General features: G+C 39.8%; 16 protein-coding genes. 12 read left to right on the top strand and 4 right to left on the bottom strand.

Features of this window, described 5'->3' with window-relative positions:
* Positions 1 to 180 precede the first annotated feature (180 nt).
* Genes L3V42_RS01810 through L3V42_RS01800 form a run of 3 tightly spaced genes read left to right on the top strand, consistent with a single transcriptional unit; the run spans position 181 to position 3384 of the window.
* Positions 181 to 1362, top strand: coding sequence for an aminotransferase class I/II-fold pyridoxal phosphate-dependent enzyme (locus tag L3V42_RS01810; protein ID WP_238471114.1), 1182 nt, complete (start codon positions 181 to 183; stop codon positions 1360 to 1362).
* A gap of 20 nt (positions 1363 to 1382) precedes the next feature.
* The gene (locus tag L3V42_RS01805) at positions 1383 to 3011 is read left to right on the top strand and encodes a thiamine pyrophosphate-dependent enzyme (RefSeq protein WP_238471441.1); all 1629 of its coding nucleotides are present in this window, start codon (positions 1383 to 1385) and stop codon (positions 3009 to 3011) included.
* Between the two features lie 55 nt (positions 3012 to 3066).
* Positions 3067 to 3384, top strand: a complete 318-nt coding sequence (locus L3V42_RS01800) for a DUF3870 domain-containing protein (RefSeq protein WP_238471113.1) — start codon at positions 3067 to 3069, stop codon at positions 3382 to 3384.
* 56 nt (positions 3385 to 3440) lie between these two features.
* Here L3V42_RS01800 and L3V42_RS01795 read toward each other — a convergent pair whose 3' ends face one another.
* The 4 genes from L3V42_RS01795 to L3V42_RS01780 all read right to left on the bottom strand — a co-directional run bounded on the left by L3V42_RS01795 (position 3441) and on the right by L3V42_RS01780 (position 8882).
* Positions 3441 to 4652, bottom strand: a complete 1212-nt coding sequence (locus tag L3V42_RS01795; RefSeq protein ID WP_238471112.1) for an acyl-CoA dehydrogenase family protein — start codon at positions 4650 to 4652, stop codon at positions 3441 to 3443.
* 17 nt (positions 4653 to 4669) lie between these two features.
* Positions 4670 to 5812, bottom strand: coding sequence for a CaiB/BaiF CoA transferase family protein (locus tag L3V42_RS01790; protein WP_238471111.1), 1143 nt, complete (start codon positions 5810 to 5812; stop codon positions 4670 to 4672).
* A 235-nt stretch (positions 5813 to 6047) separates the two neighbouring features.
* The gene (locus tag L3V42_RS01785; protein ID WP_235762057.1) at positions 6048 to 7454 is read right to left on the bottom strand and encodes an APC family permease; all 1407 of its coding nucleotides are present in this window, start codon (positions 7452 to 7454) and stop codon (positions 6048 to 6050) included.
* Between the two features lie 75 nt (positions 7455 to 7529).
* On the bottom strand, positions 7530 to 8882 hold the full coding sequence (locus L3V42_RS01780; protein WP_235762058.1) for an aminotransferase family protein: 1353 nt from the start codon (positions 8880 to 8882) through the stop codon (positions 7530 to 7532).
* A gap of 356 nt (positions 8883 to 9238) precedes the next feature.
* On the opposite strand from L3V42_RS01780, the gene L3V42_RS01775 reads away from it, so the two are divergent.
* From L3V42_RS01775 to L3V42_RS01735, 9 genes are all read left to right on the top strand, one after another.
* Complete coding sequence (locus tag L3V42_RS01775) at positions 9239 to 10465, top strand: acyl-CoA dehydrogenase (RefSeq protein WP_188856113.1); 1227 nt, start codon at positions 9239 to 9241, stop codon at positions 10463 to 10465.
* A 1-nt stretch (position 10466) separates the two neighbouring features.
* Positions 10467 to 11243 carry an SDR family oxidoreductase gene (locus tag L3V42_RS01770; protein WP_188856112.1) on the top strand — a complete coding sequence of 259 codons (777 nt, stop codon included), beginning with the start codon at positions 10467 to 10469 and terminating at the stop codon, positions 11241 to 11243.
* A 65-nt stretch (positions 11244 to 11308) separates the two neighbouring features.
* Positions 11309 to 11872: a TetR/AcrR family transcriptional regulator gene (locus tag L3V42_RS01765; RefSeq protein ID WP_188856111.1), complete on the top strand. Its 564-nt coding sequence runs from the start codon at positions 11309 to 11311 to the stop codon at positions 11870 to 11872.
* Positions 11873 to 12043: 171 nt separating this feature from the next.
* Positions 12044 to 13087, top strand: a complete 1044-nt coding sequence (locus L3V42_RS01760) for a phosphotransferase family protein (protein ID WP_235762122.1) — start codon at positions 12044 to 12046, stop codon at positions 13085 to 13087.
* Between the two features lie 4 nt (positions 13088 to 13091).
* The gene (locus L3V42_RS01755) at positions 13092 to 13847 is read left to right on the top strand and encodes a 2-phosphosulfolactate phosphatase (protein ID WP_235762059.1); all 756 of its coding nucleotides are present in this window, start codon (positions 13092 to 13094) and stop codon (positions 13845 to 13847) included.
* 29 nt (positions 13848 to 13876) lie between these two features.
* Positions 13877 to 14851: a quinone oxidoreductase family protein gene (locus L3V42_RS01750; protein ID WP_235762123.1), complete on the top strand. Its 975-nt coding sequence runs from the start codon at positions 13877 to 13879 to the stop codon at positions 14849 to 14851.
* Positions 14852 to 14894: 43 nt separating this feature from the next.
* Positions 14895 to 16544: a long-chain-fatty-acid--CoA ligase gene (locus tag L3V42_RS01745; RefSeq protein WP_235762060.1), complete on the top strand. Its 1650-nt coding sequence runs from the start codon at positions 14895 to 14897 to the stop codon at positions 16542 to 16544.
* A gap of 40 nt (positions 16545 to 16584) precedes the next feature.
* Positions 16585 to 17547, top strand: coding sequence for a phosphotriesterase family protein (locus L3V42_RS01740; RefSeq protein WP_235762061.1), 963 nt, complete (start codon positions 16585 to 16587; stop codon positions 17545 to 17547).
* A gap of 78 nt (positions 17548 to 17625) precedes the next feature.
* Positions 17626 to 19227 (top strand): long-chain-fatty-acid--CoA ligase, encoded by a 1602-nt coding sequence (locus L3V42_RS01735; RefSeq protein ID WP_305082614.1) that lies wholly within the window; start codon positions 17626 to 17628, stop codon positions 19225 to 19227.
* Positions 19228 to 19259: the final 32 nt, after the last annotated feature.

Raw genomic sequence — 19259 nt, 5'->3', positions numbered from 1 at the left:
CATAGAAAAGGCAAGCTAGCCAAGTTATTACAAAATATGATGCAGAGCCTATTCGTATTACAAAAACTTTAAATGGGAGCAGTTTACTTTCCTAGAAAATTGTTATTCCTTTTCTTCTAAAAATGTGATTCTTTCAATACGATAGAACAAGACAAGAATGATCTATTTGGGAGGTAAAAAATGATTACGGTAGCTGATAAGGTGAAAAATTTACCGGCCTATGTATTTTCCGAGTTTCAGCATAAAAAAGCGGAACTTGAGAGAAAAGGAGTGGATGTGATTGATTTAGGGATTGGCGCTCCCGATTTACCTACGCCCGATTTCGTTTATGAGCGGCTCGTGCTTGAGGCAAAGAATCCTGCTAACCATCGCTATTCCCCTTACAGTGGCTGCTCTGAATTTAAAGAAGCAGTAGCAGAATTTTATAAAAAACAATATGACGTCGATCTGGATCCCGATAAAGAAATATTGGCATTAATCGGTTCGAAAGAAGGGATTGCCAATCTGTTCCAGGCGGTTTTAAACCCAGGTGATGCGGTGTTCGTTCCTGACCCAGGTTACCCGATATATACAAAAGGTGTTCTTTTAGCTGGTGGTGAAAGTATATTATTGCCATTGCATCAAGAAGCAGGATACATTCCGCAGTTTGGCAGGATTTCAAAAAAGAACAAGCAACGGGCTAAGATTCTGCTGTTAAATTATCCAAGCAATCCGCTCGGTGCAACTATTGAATTAAACACATTTAAGGAAGCTGCGACTTTTTCAAAGAATAATAATATCTTGCTTGTCAATGATGCGGCATATGATTTGATAACGTTTGACGATTATAAAGCTCCAAGTGTCCTGCAAGTTCCAGGCGCAAAGGACCTAGCTGTGGAATTTGGTTCGCTATCGAAAAGCTTTAATATGACAGGCTGGCGAATCGGTTATGTAGTCGGAAATAAAAATATTATAAAAGCTTTAACCACATTAAAAAGCAATATTGATTCTTCTCAGTTTCTTGCTGTGCAAAAGGCTGCCGCTACAGCGTTACGGAGTGATTTAGCTGCAGTCAGGGAGCATAATGCCATTTATCAAGAGCGGATGGAAAGACTACACACTGCACTAAACGAATTAGGGATTTATACGGAAAAAACGCGAGGAACAATCTTTCTTTGGGCAAAGGTGCCGGCCGGTTTTACGTCAAAGCGTTTTGCAAACAAACTGTTGGAAGAGGCAGGAGTGATTGTTACCCCAGGAACAGCTTTTGGTCCAACAGGCGAAGGGTATATTCGAATTGCTCTAACGGTGAGCACAGCTCGATTGGATGAAGTCGTGCATCGTTTGAGAGAACTCAGGTTGAAGGGAGAGTATGGTTCGTGACTGTTGTAAACAATAAAAAAATGTCCGCGGCACACGCCCTTGTCGAATGTTTGAAAAGGGCGGATGTGGAAAAAGTGTTCTGTGTGCCGGGTGAGAGTTATTTGCCGGTTCTGGACGCACTTTATGATGCGGAGTCGATTGAAGTTATTTCCGCAAGACATGAAGGCGGGGCTGCTTTTATGGCGGAAGGCTATGCAAAAGCAGCCAGCAAAGCAGGGATCGTTTTCGCGACAAGGGGAGTGGGTGCGGCGAATCTGTCTATTGGCGTACACACGGCTATGCAAGATTCAACGCCAATGCTCGTCTTTCTTGGTCAGGTCCATCGAAAGTTCAGAGGAAGAGAAGGGTTTCAGGAAGTGGAATTGACACAGTTTTTTGCGCCAATTGTGAAGTGGGCTGTCGAAGTGAAAGATCCGGAAAGAATGCCTGAAATCGTGGAACGTGCTTTTCGAATAGCTGAAACCGGGAGACCTGGACCGGTCATCATTTCCCTACCCGAGGATGTTTTGCCGCTTAAGGGAGAGATGCAATTTGGCCCACTACTACAAATACCAAGACCAACCCCTAGTGAAAACGATATCCAGCGAGTGGAAGAAACACTGTCTAAAGCAAAACGTCCAATCATCATTGCTGGTGGTGGCGTGAAACGTGCAGAAGCAGAAGCGATTTTACAAAACGTTGCTGGAAAATTCGCTATTCCAGTACTAGCTGCTTTTCGGAGACACGATGTTTTTCCTCATCATCATCCACTATATGCCGGTCACCTCGGACTTGGGACGGACCCAGAAATAGTGAAGACAGTAGAAGAGGCAGATGTCATTCTTGCATTAGGTACGCGTCTATCGGAAATAACGACACAGGATTATTCCATTATTACACCGGAGAAAAAACTGATTCATATTGATATTGACTTTGATGCGCTTGGGAAGGTGTATGCTCCTGATGTGGGAATTGTTGCCGATATAAAAGAAGCCTTAACCGTAATGGGGAAAATGACTGTGAAAGCTAATTGGGTTGAATGGGTGAAGGAACGAAGGCGAGCCTATACGGCTGTGAGCAATTTAGACATAAAAGAAGGGGAAGTGATGAATAAACAGATTATCCATGCGCTTGCAAAAAATCTTCCTGATGATGCACTCCTTACAACAGATGCAGGTAACTTCGCCGGCTGGCTGCATGCATTCTTTCCGTTTAAAGAAAAACAACGCTATATTGGACCCACGTCTGGTGCAATGGGATACGGCATGCCCGCAGCGCTTGGAGCAAAGCTAGCATTCCCAAGTCGACCGGTTATCGCCTTATCCGGTGATGGGGGATTTATGATGACGGTTCAGGAATTGGAAACGGCCGTCAGACATCGTATCCCTGTTATTTGTCTCGTATTTAACAATAATATGTATGGTACAATTCGCATGCATCAGGAAATGCATTATCCAGAGCGGGTAATCGGAACTGATTTAGGCTATGTCTCGTTTAAGGATTTAGCAAAAAGCGTCGGAGCGGATGGATATCTGGTTAATACTGCTGAACATTTTGAACAAGTTCTGCGTGTTGTATTATCTAAAAATAATGTTGCGGTGATTGAAATCCTCATAAGTAAAGAGGAAATCTCTGTTTCATCTACTATTTCAAAGATACGAAAATCGTAATCCATGATATATTTATAATAGAGAAAACTCTTTATATGAATGGAGATGGAGAGAGATGAACACAGTCTTTATCGCAGGGCATTCAAGACTACCATCAGGAATGGCGGCAAAAAATATCTATGAAACATTGACAATTACTGCAGAAATCGATAAGAAGTATGGCGTGATCGTGACAGCAAGTTGTACACTCGCAACAGAGCATGGTAGAGATTTTGTTCAATATTTACTAAAAGGGCATAGTTTGCAAGATGGAATTGATAAGCCCGTGCAAGCGATTAGAGAGCATTATCTGGGAAAGGCCGGTAACGCGCTCGCTTCGGCAGTGAAGGATTTATATAAACAGTACGAGAATATGGTTAAAACAGTAGAATAAATGGTTGAAAAAATGACGAATTCCTCTAGTTGGTTCGGAGGAATTCGTCATTGAATTTAGATACCGTGCACGGTTGAAGATTCTTCCCAAGCAGGCAGCATGTGATTAAGGGTTTTATCCTGACGAAGCCCGAGGACATATTCCGCTTGCATAATCGTATGAATTTCTCTCGTCCCTTCATAAATAACAGGGGCTTTTGAGTTACGTAAATATCTTTCTACCGGGTATTCATCAGAGTAGCCGTATGCCCCGTGGATTTGGACGGCGTCATCCGCAGCCCGGTTGGCAAAATCACAAGCCTGCCATTTGGCAAGGGATGTTTCTCTCGTGTTCCGTTTGCCTTGATTTTTTAACGCCCCCGCACGATAAACGAGCAGTCTGCTCATTTGAAAACCAGCTTCCATTTTGGCAATCATCTGTTGTACAAGTTGATGCTTCCCAATTTCTTTCCCGAAAGTTTCCCGTTCCTGACAGTATTTCACACTAGCCTCGAGACAAGCCATAATTTGCCCAACGGCACCGGCTGCAACGGTAAAGCGTCCATTGTCAAGGGCTGACATGGCAATCTTAAAGCCTTCTCCTTCTTCACCAAGCAGGTTTTCTTTCGGTACCTTCACGTTATCGAAAAAGATTTCCCCAGTATTCCCAGAACGGATACCATGTTTCCCTTTAATTGCTTTAGAGGAAAAACCATCCCACTCCCGCTCCACGATAAAAGCGGAAATTCCTTTATGTTTTTCTGACCTATCACCAGTATAGGCAAACACTAAAAAGTTGTCTGCGAGATCACAAAGGGAAATCCATGTCTTTTGACCGTTTAAAATATAATGGTCTCCATCTTTAACAGCGCTCGTTTCTAAAGCTGCAACATCCGAACCAGCAGCTGGTTCCGTAAGACCGAATGCGCCGATTTTTTCCCCCTTTGCTTGTGGAACGAGATATTTCTGCTTTTGTTCTTCTGTCCCCCATTGCAGCAACGTCATGCTATTTAATCCGGTATGGACGGAAACGGCAGTACGGAATGCCGTATCGCCGCGTTCAAGCTCTTCACAGACAATCGCAAGGGAATTGTAATCCATGCCGCTACCGCCATATTCCTCTGGGATACATACCCCAATGAGACCGAGTTCGGAAATTTTGTCAATTATACGTGGATCAAATTGTCCTGTGCGGTCCCAATCGGCAATATACGGCATGATTTCTTTATCGGTAAAATCTCTAACTGTTTTACGTAGCATATTTTGTTCTTCCGTGAATTCAAAGTTCATCTGATCATCTCCCAAATTTAGTTTTTTGTTTTTTGATTCATGAATTCCTCATTATGCTCCCCAACGTTAGGCGGGTGGTGACGGTATGTTACGGGAGTTCTCGATAATTTGAGTGGACTGCCAATCATTTTAATATGTCCGGCAGTCGGATGTTCGGTACTGATAAACATTTCTCGAGCAAGGAGCTGCGGGTCTTTCGTTACCTCTTCTAAATTTTGTATCGGTCCGCATGGAATATTATTTTCATTACAACGCTTTTGCCAATAGTTGGTGGGTTTCGTTGCAAATACTTCTTCTAACAATGGAACTAATTGTTCTCGGTGCTGTACGCGATCTGGGTTCGTTAAAAATCTAACATCTGTACTTAATTCTGGTTTTCCGAGAACGGTACATAATGCTTTATATTGGTTATCATTGCCAACCGCAATAACAATTTCGCCATCTATTGTTTTAAATGTCTGGTATGGCACGATATTGGCGTGATGATTACCGAGTGCTTCAGGGATTTTCCCTGACAGTAAATAATTACTCCCAATATTAACGAGCGAGCTGACCGCGCTGTCATAGAGTGAAATATCAAGTTTCTGTCCCTTGCCAGAGAAGTTTCTTTCAAGCAGTGCAGCTTGGATGCCGATACAGGCATATAGCCCTGTTAACACATCTGTAATAGCGACACCGAGCTTTTGTGGTCCAGAAGTTTTATCACCGGTAATACTCATCAAGCCGCTCATTGCTTGCACGATAAAATCATAGCCGGGCATCGCCTTATTTGGTCCTGTTTCGCCAAAACCGGTGATGGAGCAGAATACAATTCCAGGATTTAAGTTTGAAACGGTTTCAAACCCGAGTCCAAGTCTTTCCATTGTGCCAGTTTTGAAGTTGTTGATAATGACATCACTTTCTTTTACTAATTTCTTAATGAAGCTGATTCCTTCCTCCGTCTTTAAATCGACCGTAATACTTTTCTTGTTCCGATTCGCACTTAGGTAATAAGCGCTCACACCTTCTTGGAAGGGAGGACCCCATTTACGGGTATCATCACTCCCGCCGGGTGCTTCGACTTTAATCACTTCTGCACCGAGGTCACCTAGAATCATCGTGCAATAAGGACCGGCGAGTACCCGGGACAGATCTAGAACTTTAAAATTGGAAAGAGCCATGGATGAACCTCCTTTCAAATGTATTAAAAAAGCCAGCTCAAATGATATACAGCATCCTGTAAATCAATTTGAACTGGCTTTTGACTGTTGGAACAATCCTTGGAGGGACTGTAAACAGATTAGGCAGTTTTACTATTTTAATTGTTAGATTGATCATGTGGCACGAGCGTGGATGCGCCTTAACACGATTCATTATTCTTATTATAATATATTCTAAAATTTTTGTAAACAATGATTAAGCAATACGGTCAATTTCTTTTTTCATATGTTCCTCCGCGTTTTCTTTCCCGTATTTCCGCATCGAATAGTTATAAAAAACAGTTCCAATTAAAAACCAAAATCCGATAATAATCCATTCCGGAATGCCTAAAGCAGATGGCATGCCCGGTAAATATAAAGTGGCGATTCCAAAAGCAAGAATGGTTGCAATCCAGCCAATTACCGATCCGCCGCGAAGTTTGAATGGGCGCTCCATTTCCGGTGCCTTTTTTCGTAGGATGACAAAGGAAAGGGCGACCATAGACCAACCGATCACAAGTCCGATTCCCCCAGCATCGACAAACCAGACAAGGGCAGGGCGACCGAGCAGTGGCGCCATCGTGGACAGAAGTGCGATCAAAATAATTGCTTTATGCGGGGTTCGGTATTTAGGGTGTAACTCGCCTAGGAACTTTGGTAACATGCCGGCTTTTGCAAGGGCATAAATTGCTCTACTGCCACCAACGTAAAATCCTAACCAACTTGTCAAAATCCCACCGATTCCACCTAAAACAAGAATGTTAGCCATTAATTGACTTCCGCCAAAAGCATTCCCCATTGCATCCGCAGTTGCTAAATTTGTTGCTGCGAGTTCTGAGGGTGTCATCACGCGAGATACGCCGAATATAATGGCAACATACCAGATGACGGCTAAAATAACAGAAAAAATGAGCAGTTGTCCGATTCGCTTTTTAGGTAGATTTATTTCTTCTGCAGCCTGCGGGATAACGTCAAACCCTACAAACATAAATGGCGTCATCACAACGACAGTCAGCAATCCGGCAAATCCATTTTGAAAGAATGGCTCCATTGTTGCAGTGGTACCAGTAACGCTACTACCTGTAATGAGTAATATACCAGCGATAATAATTAATAATGTCAGGATAATATTGATGAAAGAAGTTAATTTAATTCCACGATAGTTTACCCAAGCGATGAAAATTGAACCGATCATCCCTGTACCAGCCCAAGTGATTGTTACATCCCAACCTTGGATAGTGTATAAATAGCCTTGACTAAAGTTCGGAATTAAATATTCGAATACGGTCGGTAAGGCAACAGCTTCGAATGCGACAACAGATACATAGCCAAAAATGATAGCCCATGTTGTAACAAAGGACATAACCCGCCCCATGGCTTTATACGTATAGACAAATTCACCACCAACGAGCGGCATCGCAGCAGCGAGTTCCGCATAAGTAAGACCTACGAAGATTACCATGATCCCACCGATAACAAAAGCTAAAATTGCTCCTAATGACCCAGCTTCATTAATCCAAATCCCTGTCGTGACAACCCAGCCCCAGCCAATCATAGCGCCAAAAGCAAGTGCCAATACGTCTTTATTGCCTAACAGTTTTAGTAGCTTTTGATCTGAATCCATTTAAGCCCTCCTTGCTGGAATTTGGAATGGAGAGTGGGATTCATTGTAAGGATGGAATCCCACCTGTGAAAAAGTTTATTTTAAAACAGCAGATAATCCCTTTCTCACTTCTTGTATCGCATCATGCAGTTTCCCGATCATTGTCTCAATTTGTTGTTCATTTATAATGAGAGGCGGACAGAAACAGATAATATCGGTTCCTTCATATGTTACCGCTCGGCAGATCACACCGCGCTGATGCAGTGCTTCGATTACTTTCGGAGCTACTTGCAAATCACTTGCAAACCGCTTATTTGTGGCAGGATCTTCCACAAGCTCCACGGCACCAAGTAAGCCAACAGCACGAACATCTCCAACAATGTCGAGTTCTTCTTTTAGCTTTTTAAAACCATTAAGCATTACTTCTCCCATTTTCCGTGCGTTCTCTAGCAGTCCTTCATTTTCCATGATTTCAATATTTTTTAGACCAACAGCAGTCGCAGTAGGGTGGCCACTATACGTGTAACCATGGAAAAGAGTACCAGCAGACTTTTCTTTTAATACATTATGGATTTGATCAGAGACAATAACGCCACCAAGCTGGATATACCCGCTTGTAACCCCTTTTGCAAAGGAAATAATGTCAGGAGTAACGCAATAATGTTCAACACCAAACCACTTTCCAGTTCGTCCAAATCCAGTGATTACTTCATCTGCAATATACAAAATTCCATATTCGTCACAAAGGTTCCGGACTTCTTGCAAGTAGCCTTCTGGTGGCACGAGCACACCGCCGGCTCCTTGAATCGGTTCTGCAATAAAGGCGGCGACTGTTTCAGGACCTTCACTTTCAATAACGGAACGGAGTGAGGAAAGGGCTTTATCTTTGCCATTGCCATATGGATTATCTGCATGATAAATATCTGTCATCATTTTCCCTGCCATATTCCAAAATTCAGGAATCCCTGTAGCGCTTGTCGAGGCAGCAGCAACGCCATGATAGGCTCGGTTGATTCCAATAATTTTCCGTCTCTCCGGTTTATCCTGAACGCGCCAATAATGTCTTGCGAGTTTTATTGCTGTATCATTTGATTCTGAGCCACCGGATGTAAAGAAGACTGCGTTTAATCCTTCGGGAGCAAGAGAGCTGATTTTTTCAGCAAGTACTATCGCTGGCTCATGGCTGAAAGTAGAAAAAGTTGAACTAAAAGCTAACTTTTTCATTTGTTCTGCGGCCGCGGTAGCGAGTTCATCTCTTCCGTGTCCCACATTCACATTCCATAGAGATGACATCGCATCGATGTAAACGTTATCATTTTTATCCGTCAGATAAATACCATCTCCTTTCTCAACAATCATTTTCGCTCCGTCTTTCTGCTGTTGCTGAATCGATGAAGTTGGATGGATGAAATGCCTCTTGTCTAACTCAATTAATTTTTCTTGATCCATATTCACGCCTCCTTAAAATGATGGAAAATATAAAAAACCAGCAATACTGCGAAAGGCATAGGAAAGAATATTTCCATAGATCTGCACAATATAACTGGTTTTATCTAATGAGTTGCCCTATTTATGCAATAGAGTCGATTAGACTAAGCAGCTAATAATATTCTATTATTTTTAATTTAACGAATATTGAATTGCTTGTCAAGAAAAAGTTATTTTAATATAAGTGCTTCATTTTTGGATGATAATCTAAAAAAACATTGCTTTCTAATAATTGTTTGTTATAATAATACCAAAGATTCAAAAAATACTATCCGGTAGGTTAGTTGTTAGAATAAAATATGAGGAGGAATAAAAAAATGGAATTTACCTACACAGAAAAAGTAGTTAAATTGCAGAAAAAGCTTAATGACTTCATGGAGAAGTATGTCTATCCCAACGAGAAGGTTTACAAGGAGCAGTTAAATCAACAGGAAACTAGATGGTCCACTGTACCTCCAATTATGGAAGAATTGAAAGAGAAAGCGAAGGCAGAAGGATTATGGAATTTGTTTTTACCGGAAAGTGAATATGGTGCAGGATTAACAAATCTCGAGTATGCTCCGCTTTGTGAAATAATGGGAAGATCCATGATAGGTCCTGAAGTATTTAATTGCAGTGCACCCGATACCGGTAATATGGAAGTATTAGTACGTTATGGTTCAGAACAACAAAAAAAGCAATGGCTTGAGCCCCTTCTTGAAGGTGAAATTCGTTCATGCTTCTCGATGACAGAGCCCGATGTTGCTTCGAGTGATGCAACGAATATCGAAACGAGTATTATAAGGGATGGTGACGAATATGTTATTAATGGACGTAAATGGTGGACGTCCGGTGCTGGAGATCCTCGTTGTAAAATTTCAATCGTCATGGGAAAAAATGATCCAAAGGCAGAGAAGTATGAACAACAATCTATGATTCTTGTTCCGTTAGATACAAAAGGCGTTAAGATTGAGCGCATGCTTCCAGTTTTTGGTTATGATGATGCGCCCCATGGTCATGCAGAAATTGTTTATGATAACGTAAGAGTTCCAGCAGAGAATATGCTTTGGGACGAAGGCAAAGGGTTTGCTATCGCTCAAGGACGTTTAGGCCCTGGAAGAATTCATCATTGCATGCGTTTAATTGGAGCTGCGGAACGTGCACTTGAAGATCTGTGTAAGCGCGCTCAACACCGGGAAGCTTTTGGTAAGAAAATTGCTGAGCAAGGTGTTGTTCAGGAATGGATTGCAGATTCCCGTATTGAAATTGAGCAAGCACGTTTACTAACTCTAAAAGCCGCATACATGATGGATACGGTAGGAAATAAAGAAGCAAAAGCTGAAATTGCGATGATTAAAGTTGTTGCGCCAAGTATGGCACTTAGAGTCATTGATCGAGCCATTCAAGCACATGGTGGTGCAGGGGTTAGTGAAGATTTTACCTTAGCAAACCATTGGGCAAATTCGCGAACACTTAGACTTGCGGATGGACCAGATGAGGTGCACCGCCGCCAACTTGCTAGATTAGAACTTAAAAAGCATAAGCTAGCTCAGGAGGTATATTAAAGTGACTGTATTCGATTTGTTTCGATTAGAAGGAAAAACAGCAATTATTACTGGTGGTGGACGTGGATTGGGGGCACAAATGGCACAGGCTTTTGCAGAAGCAGGAGCAAATGTTGTTGTTTGTTCCCGGAAATTGGAGTCCTGTAAAGAAACAAGTGAGGAACTAAAGAAGTTAGGAGTCGATTCGTTAGCATTTAGTTGTGATGTAACGAACCATGACGATATAAAGAGGGTTGTTAAAGAAACGGTAGAACATTTCGGGTCCATTGATATTTTAGTGAATAACAGCGGAGCTACATGGGGTGCATCAGTTGTTGATATGCCAATAGAGGCATGGCATAAGGTGATAGATGTGAATATTACTGGAACTTATCTCATGAGTTTAGAAGTTGGAAAGGTAATGATAGACCAAAATAAAGGGAAAATTATCAATATCGCTTCGATCGCCGGTTTTGGCGGTACAAACCCTGAAGTAATGGATACGATAGGATATAATACGAGCAAAGGTGCTGTTATAACGTTTACAAAAGATTTGGCAGTAAAATGGGGAAAACATAATATAAATGTAAATGCGATCGCCCCAGGTTTTTTTCCAACAAAAATGGCACGGGGATTATTAGAAAAAGGCGGAGACGAAATTTTACAAGGAACACCCTTGAATCGATTTGGGAATGACCAAGATTTGAAAGGAGCTGCATTATTTCTCGCGTCAAAAGCATCGGACTTTGTAACAGGTGATATTTTAACTGTTGATGGCGGATCTCACGCTTTTGCTTAGTGAAATATTACAGACCTTGTGGTAAGTTAAGAGTAACAAAATTATAAACTTGCGAGGTCAGACAAATGAAAAGTGAAATTGTAAAACAAAGTATTTTATTATTTGAAAAAAAGGGCTTTAGTACCACTTCCATTCAAGATATAGTGGATGAACTAGATGTTACAAAAGGTACATTTTATTACTACTATTCTAGTAAAGAGCAATTATTAATGGATATTCATGAGGAATATATAACAAAATTATTAGAAGCTCAGTATGAAATTATAAACAGAAGTTACACATCATATAAAGACCAATTAATTGAAATTATTCGTTTAATAATTACAGACATTGTTGAAAATGGTTCAAGTGCTCGTGTCTTTTTCCGTGAGATGCGACATTTATCCGAAAAGCACATTAAAATAATCAAAGAGAAGCGTAAACAATTCCGCTTAAATATTGAAAGTATTGTTGAGGAAGGAATTAAACATGGGGAAATTAGAGATGATTTACGTCCAGATATGATTTCATTTGGAATAGTTGGGATAACAAACTGGAGTTATAATTGGTATAAAACAGAAGGTGAAGTAACGCCAGAACAATTGGTATCCATTTATTCTAAAATGATACTAACTGGTATAGAAAAGTAGTATTGTAACTTTGGCTCTACAAATTTCATTTATACTATTTACTAATAGAATATGCTTTGCATGCTGACCGGATAGTATGCAAACGAAAGTCCCGACATATTGCTAAGAAGCTGCATAATGAGCAGTGTCGTGAGAGGAGATAGATAGGTGAAATCTTTATATAGAGACACAATGCCTGTTAGAAAAGGTGAAGAGCTGGATAGGAAAACACTTTATCATTATATTCGGGAAAAGATGCCTGAAGTTCCAAGTGGAGAATTAGAAATTGAACAATTCGGTGCAGGAGCATCTAACCTTACCTATCTATTGCGAATAGGAGCGTGGGAGGCAGTATTACGACGACCTCCCCTTGGACCGGTTGCTCCAAAAGCTCATGATATGGAAAGGGAATACAAGATATTATCTAGTTTATATCCATTATACCCAACAGCACCAAAACCTTATCACTTTTCGAAAAATGAGGAAGTTGTGGGAAGCCCTTTTTTTATCATGGAACGCAGAAAAGGCATAGTTCTTGATTCAACTTTTCCTGAAGGGGTAACTTATGACGAGCAATTAGGAAAGAAAATTTCAAAATTAATGGTTGAAAGATTAGTTGAATTACATCGTATTGATTATAAAAAAACAGAATTAGTGCATATCACAAAACCAGATGGATTCATGGAGCGTCAAGTAGCTGGTTGGATTAAGCGTTATGATAACGCAAAGACAAGTGAGATTTCTGGACTCAAAGAATTAACAAATTGGATGCAGAAAAGTATTCCATCTTCACCTAAACCGACAATTATTCATTATGATTATAAACTAAATAATGCAATGTTTTCTGAGGACTTTAGTGAAATGATTGGTTTGTTTGATTGGGAGATGACAACTGTCGGTGATCCCCTTGCAGATTTAGGTGTTGCTTTATCGTATTGGACACAGCCAGATGATCCTGAACAATTGAAAACAGGGTTAGGAAAAGCATCTGTAACAACATGGGGGGGATTTTTTACTCGAGAAGAATTTTCGGAACATTACGCAAATAGGAGCGGTCGTGACGTATCAATGATTAATTTTTACCTTACTTTTGCTTACTTTAAACTAGCGGTAATATGTCAACAAATTTATTATCGGTACTTTAAGGGACAGACGAGTGATCCAAGATTTGCTCAGCTAGATCAATATACAGAAACTTTAATTCAATATGCATTGGATTCTGCGAGGGGGCTGTGATTCGTTGAAAGTTCATTTGCTTCTCAAAAAGGAAGAAATAGATACGGTACAAATGAGTGACGATAAAATTGCAGTTGTGTTTGATGTATTACTGGCAACCTCCACAATCATTTCATGTTTGCAATTTGGTGCAAAAGAAGTAATCCCTGTAATGAATGGGGAAGAAGCAATTCTTATGGCTAAGGGTTATAAAACAGAGGATGTTGCCCTCGTTGGGGAATATGACGGTATTACAATTGATGGTTTTTTAAGCCCAGCCCCATCAAGATTAGAAGAACATGTAAAGAATAAAACAGTCTTACTATCTACTACGAATGGAACCGTTGCGATACGGCAATCAGCTCCAGCGAAAGAGGTTTATATTGCTTCCTTGTTAAATGGAGAGGCTGTAAGTAAACAGATTATAAAGACCTATGATAATGAGACAATAATTGTCGTTTGCTCTGGATCATCGAATCAATTTTGTCTTGAAGATTTTTATGGGGCTGGTTATTTTATTGAGCAATTGGTAAAAGAGTATGGTTTAAATAATATTGAATTAACGGATAGCGCATTAGCATCTAGAATATTCTATCAAAATTTATCCCATGAAGCCTATAATGTTCTAAGTGAATCAAGAGTTGGCCAAATGCTACACTCCCACGAACTCCAACAAGATCTAGCATTTGTTAGCAAACAAGGTGAATCATCGATTATACCCATACTATTGGAAAAGAAAATAATTTGTTTGGAAAAAATGGAAACTTGTAAGGGAAAATAATGAGTGAGAATCGGGAGGAAAGTGGAATGATGAAAGGAATTCAATTTAAAGAATTTGGTGGTCCCGATGTGTTGGAACTCATCGAGATGGAAATACCAGCATTTAGTCAAGATGAAGTATTAATTGAAGTAAAAGCTATTGGTGTGAATTATGCTGATACCGCCAGGAGGGAAGGTAATTATGTTGTACCGACACCGTTACCATTTGTTCCAGGCGCAGAAATCGCAGGGGTAGTAAAGAAGGTTGGAAAAAATGTCCAAGATATAAAGGAAGGAATGCGAGTTGTAACGTTAATCGGTTCAGGAGGGTATGCGGAATATGCTGTTGTGCATCCGAGTCAGCTAATTCCTATTCCTAAAGATGTGTCTTTCGAAAGAGCTGTTGCATTACCACTACAAGGGTTAAGTGCTTATCATATTTTGAAAACAATGGGGAGATTGGAAGAAGGAGAAACAGTGCTTGTTCACGCAGCTGCGGGAGGAGTCGGCTCTATTGCAGTACAGCTTGCCAAAAAAATAGGAGCAAAAAAAGTGATCGCAACGGCAAGTACGAAGGAGAAATTAGCTTTTGCAAAGGAGATGGGAGCGAACTACACTGTTAATTATTCAGAAGATGGATGGGAGAAGGAAATCCGTGAATTAACAGATGGTAAAGGTGTTGATTTAGCTCTAGAAATGGTAGGGGGAGAGGTTTTTAATAAAACAGTGAAATGCTTGGCCGCTTTTGGTAGGCTCGTCATTTATGGCGCAGCGAGCGGTGAACAGTCAGAATTTGATCCAAGAATTTTAATGCGACGTAATCAATCAATTATTGGATTTTTCCTACCACAGATAATGAGTAAACCTGCTTTGTATCAAAAGAGCTTACAGGAACTACTAGAGTATATGAATAACGGTGAATTAGTACTCACAATTGGCGGAACTTATCCATTAAGCGACGCTGCCAAAGTTCATAGGAAGTTGCAGGGAAGAGAAACAAAAGGAAAGCTTGTGTTACTTCCGTAGTAAAGATAATTTCATGCAATAGCTAAAGAGGAGGAGTCTATACATGAATAAAAATCATTTTAAGTTTTGGCCGCCTCGTTTATCTAAAAGTTTAACAATACCGAAGACAACCATATATGATAACCTAGTCATTTCAACAAAAAAATATCCTGATAAAATTGCCATACATTATTATGGAAGAAGTATTACGTATACAGAGCTACTTGAGGAAGTCGAGATACTTGCTGGGTATTTAAAAAAGAAATTAGGGGTAGAAAAGCAAGAGAAAGTATTGTTGTTTATGCAGAATTCTCCACAATACCTCATAAGCTTCTTTGCTATTTTGCGCCTACGGGCTGTAGTTGTTCCAATTAATCCGATGAGCACGACACAGGACTTAGCGTTTTATGTGAAGGATTGCAATATTAATTATGCAATTATTGGGGAGGAATTGTATGACAATATAGTCCCATTAATAAAAGAAACTTCCTTGAATAATATCATAGTAACTTCGTATTCCGAATACTCAGGTGAGTATAACGAGAATAATGATTTCAAACCTAATCTTGCGAATAATAATCAAAAGCTATCTAATGTTATTTTTTGGAAAGATGCTTTAAGTGAAACCTATCAAATAGATGAATATGATGGCTTAGAAGATGATGTAGCAATGATTCCCTATACGTCTGGAACAACAGGGATGCCGAAAGGATGTATTCACCCCAATAGAACAATTCAGGCAAATACTGTAGGAGCAAGCCTATGGATGAATATGACAGCTGATGCGATTCCATTGTTAACTCTACCATTATTTCATGTAACAGGGTTAATTCACAGTGCACTTGCCCCTATTCAATCAGGTAGTACGATCGTGATGATGACCCGTTGGAATCGTGATTATGCAGCGAAGGAAATGGAGAGACATGGTTGTACACATTGGATTAATATAAGCACGATGTTAATAGACTTTTTATCAAATCCAAATATGAATAGTTATAGCTTATCTTCCTTACAAGTAATAGGAGGTGGAGGAGCACCGCTTCCGGAAGCAGTAGGAGAACAATTGTATGAGAGAACAGGTCTTCGTTATTATGAGGGATACGGTCTGACAGAGACCATATCACATACGCACTTCAATCCACCAAATCGTCCTAAATTACAATGCTTGGGAATCCCTTCATTTGATGTGGATGCTAGAGTAATAGACCTAGCTACGGGAAGTGAGGTTGGACCTCATGAACTAGGAGAGCTTGTGGTCAATGGGCCCCAAGTCTTTTCCGGCTATTACAATCGAGAGGATGAGAATAAGGTATCACATATAGAGATAGATGGAAAACAGTTTTTTCGAACAGGTGATATTGTGAAAATGGATGAAGAAGGGTACTTTTTTATTGTGGATCGATTAAAGCGAATGATAAATGCTTCAGGATTTAAAATATGGCCGACAGAAGTAGAAGCTATCTTATATAAGCATCCAGCCGTTGAACAGGCATGTGTAGTAAGTGCTCCAGATAAAAAGCGTGGAGAAACTGTAAAAGCCTTTATCATATTGAAGACTGATTTTATCGGTAAAATAAAGGAAGATGAAATTATAGAATGGTCGAAAAGTCAAATGGCAGCGTATAAATATCCACGTATTATTGAGTTTGTCGAAAGCTTTCCAACAACTTCAAGTGGAAAAATATTATGGAGAGAATTACAAGAGAAAAGCTAACAGAATCTATTATTTTAAATCCTTTAAGGAGTTGATAGGTTTGGGCGAATGGATTGAAACGGTCACAGGTAAGATTCCTGTCGAAGATATGGGAAAGACATTAATCCATGAACATTTTATATTTGGCTATCCAGGATACAGTGGTGATGTAACGAATGGTCCCATTAATGCAGACGAAGCGTTAAGTGCGGGAACAAAGGCTGCAAATGCTGTTAAGAAGTATGGAATTAAAACAGTTGTAGATCCAACCCCCAATGAATGTGGTAGAAATCCTGAACTATTAAAACAAATATCTGAGGCTACAGGGATTCAGATAGTTTGTTCTACTGGCTATTATTATGAAGGGGAAGGGGCTACAACCTATTTTAAGTTTCGCGATTCGTTAGGAACGGCGAAAAAGGATATTTATGAAATGTTCATGACGGAGATCAACGAAGGTATAGCAGGGACTGATATTAAACCAGGAATAATTAAGCTTGCTTCAAGTAAGGATGAAATCACCCCGTATGAAAAAATGTTTTTCGATATAGCAGCAGAGGTGCATAAAGAAACAGGTATTCGAATTATTACGCATACGCAGATGGGGACAATGGGACCTGAGCAGGCTAGATTGCTTATTGAATTAGGAGTAGAACCATCTAAAATTATTATCGGTCATATGTGTGGCAATACAAATATTGATTATCAAAGAGATACTTTAAAAACTGGAGTAAAAATTGGTTTTGATCGATTTGGAATTCAAAAACTGGTTGGAGCTCCAATGGATGAAGAGCGTATAAATACGCTTATAAAGTTACTTGAAGAGGGGTATGAAAAACAAATCATGCTCTCCCATGATTCCATTAATTACTGGCTAGGGCGTCCATTGGAAATGAACGACGACACTGCAACATTAGTAAAAGATTGGTATCCGACTCACATTTTTGAAAATATTATACCAGATTTAAAATCACGGGGTATCTCAGAAGAAATTATTAAGCAAATGTTTTATTTAGAAACATAGGATGATAGAGGCGGAATGACTAGTACTAGATGTTATATAGTAAGCGCTTGCATAGTAATTTTTAGGGGGTATTTGTTCATGGATAAAGTATGGCTAAAACATTATCCGGATTATATAAGAAAGGAAATTAGTATACCTGACGAACCAATAACCGAAATCCTAAAGAAGTCCATCACCCATTATGGTGACAACCCGGCCCTATATTTCTATGGAAATGAGATGACCTATAAAAGGTTAGGGGAGTTGGTAGATTCTTTTACTGCCGCACTTCAACAAGAAGCGTTTGAGCAAGGAGAAAGGGTAGCAATTATGCTCCCGAATTGTCCACAATATGTCATTAGTTATTATGGAATATTACAAGCTGGTGGTATCGTAACACAGCTGAACCCAATGCTTGTAGAAAAAGAGTTGGAATACATTTTAAATGATTCAGATGCTGAAACGATTATAATTTATGAACATTTACTACCGGTTTTGAGGTCTATTATTGAAAATACATCTGTTAAACGAATAATTACAGTTAATTTTGAAGGTAAAGATACGAGGGACAGTGTAGCAATTGAATTTAACAGCTTTTTGAAAAGAGCAGAGCAATTACCAGTCGAAGTTGCCTTCAATCCATCTGAGGATATAGCAGTTTTACAATATACAGGCGGAACTACGGGACGTTCAAAAGGGGCAATGTTGACCCATCGAAATTTATTTGCAAATGTATTACAAACATACGAGTACTTTCGAGATACTATGGAACTAGGAAAAGAGCGGACTCTAACTGCAATACCACTTTTCCATGTGTATGGAATGACTTCAGCGATGAATCTTTCAATCTTTATAGGTGCAAAAAGCATATTATTGCCTAAATTTGAAATTCAGGAAGTCCTACAAACAATAAAGGAGACCAAACCAACATCATTTCCTGGAGTACCTACTATGTATATTGCATTAATCAACCATCCAGATGTAGAAGCATATGGTCTGGATAGTATTCGTACTTGTAATAGTGGTAGTGCACCAATGCCGGTAGAGTTATTAAAGAAATTCCAAGAAAAAACCGGTGCGAAAATATTAGAAGGATATGGTCTCACAGAAACCTCACCAACAACACATTGTAATCCGTCCTTCGGTAATAGAAAACCTGGGAGTGTTGGTATTGGAGTACCTTCTACGGATTATAAAATTGTTGATTTAGAAGAGGGTTCGAAAGAGCTTCCACCCGGTGAAATTGGCGAGGTTATTATTAAAGGACCACAAGTAATGAAAGGGTACTGGAATATGCCTGAAGAGACAGAGAATGTACTTCGCGATGGTTGGCTCTACACAGGAGATATTGCTTATATGGATGAAGGAGGCTATCTGTTTATTGTTGATCGTAAAAAGGACTTAATTATCGCAAGCGGGTATAATGTGTACCCTCGCGATGTGGAAGAAGTTATTTATCAACATCCCGCAGTCCAAGAAGCTGTCGCTATAGGGGTTCCTGATTCTTACCGAGGAGAAACAGTGAAAGCTGTAATCGTCTTGAAAGATGGGATGAAATGTGATGAGGAAGAATTAATTGCTTTCTGTAAAAAGAATTTGTCAGCTTATAAAGTACCGCGGATTATTGAGTTTAGAAAGGAATTACCTAAAACAGCTGTTGGCAAGATTTTAAGACGGCAAATTAGAGAAGAGACGGTTTGAAACGATGATATGAAATGCAAATGTGGAGGGAT

It is taken from the genome of Oceanobacillus alkalisoli (assembly GCF_022213125.1).
In the GTDB taxonomy this organism is placed as follows: Bacteria; Bacillota; Bacilli; order Bacillales; family Amphibacillaceae; genus Oceanobacillus; species Oceanobacillus alkalisoli.
This window is presented reverse-complemented; position numbering and strand designations above follow the sequence as displayed.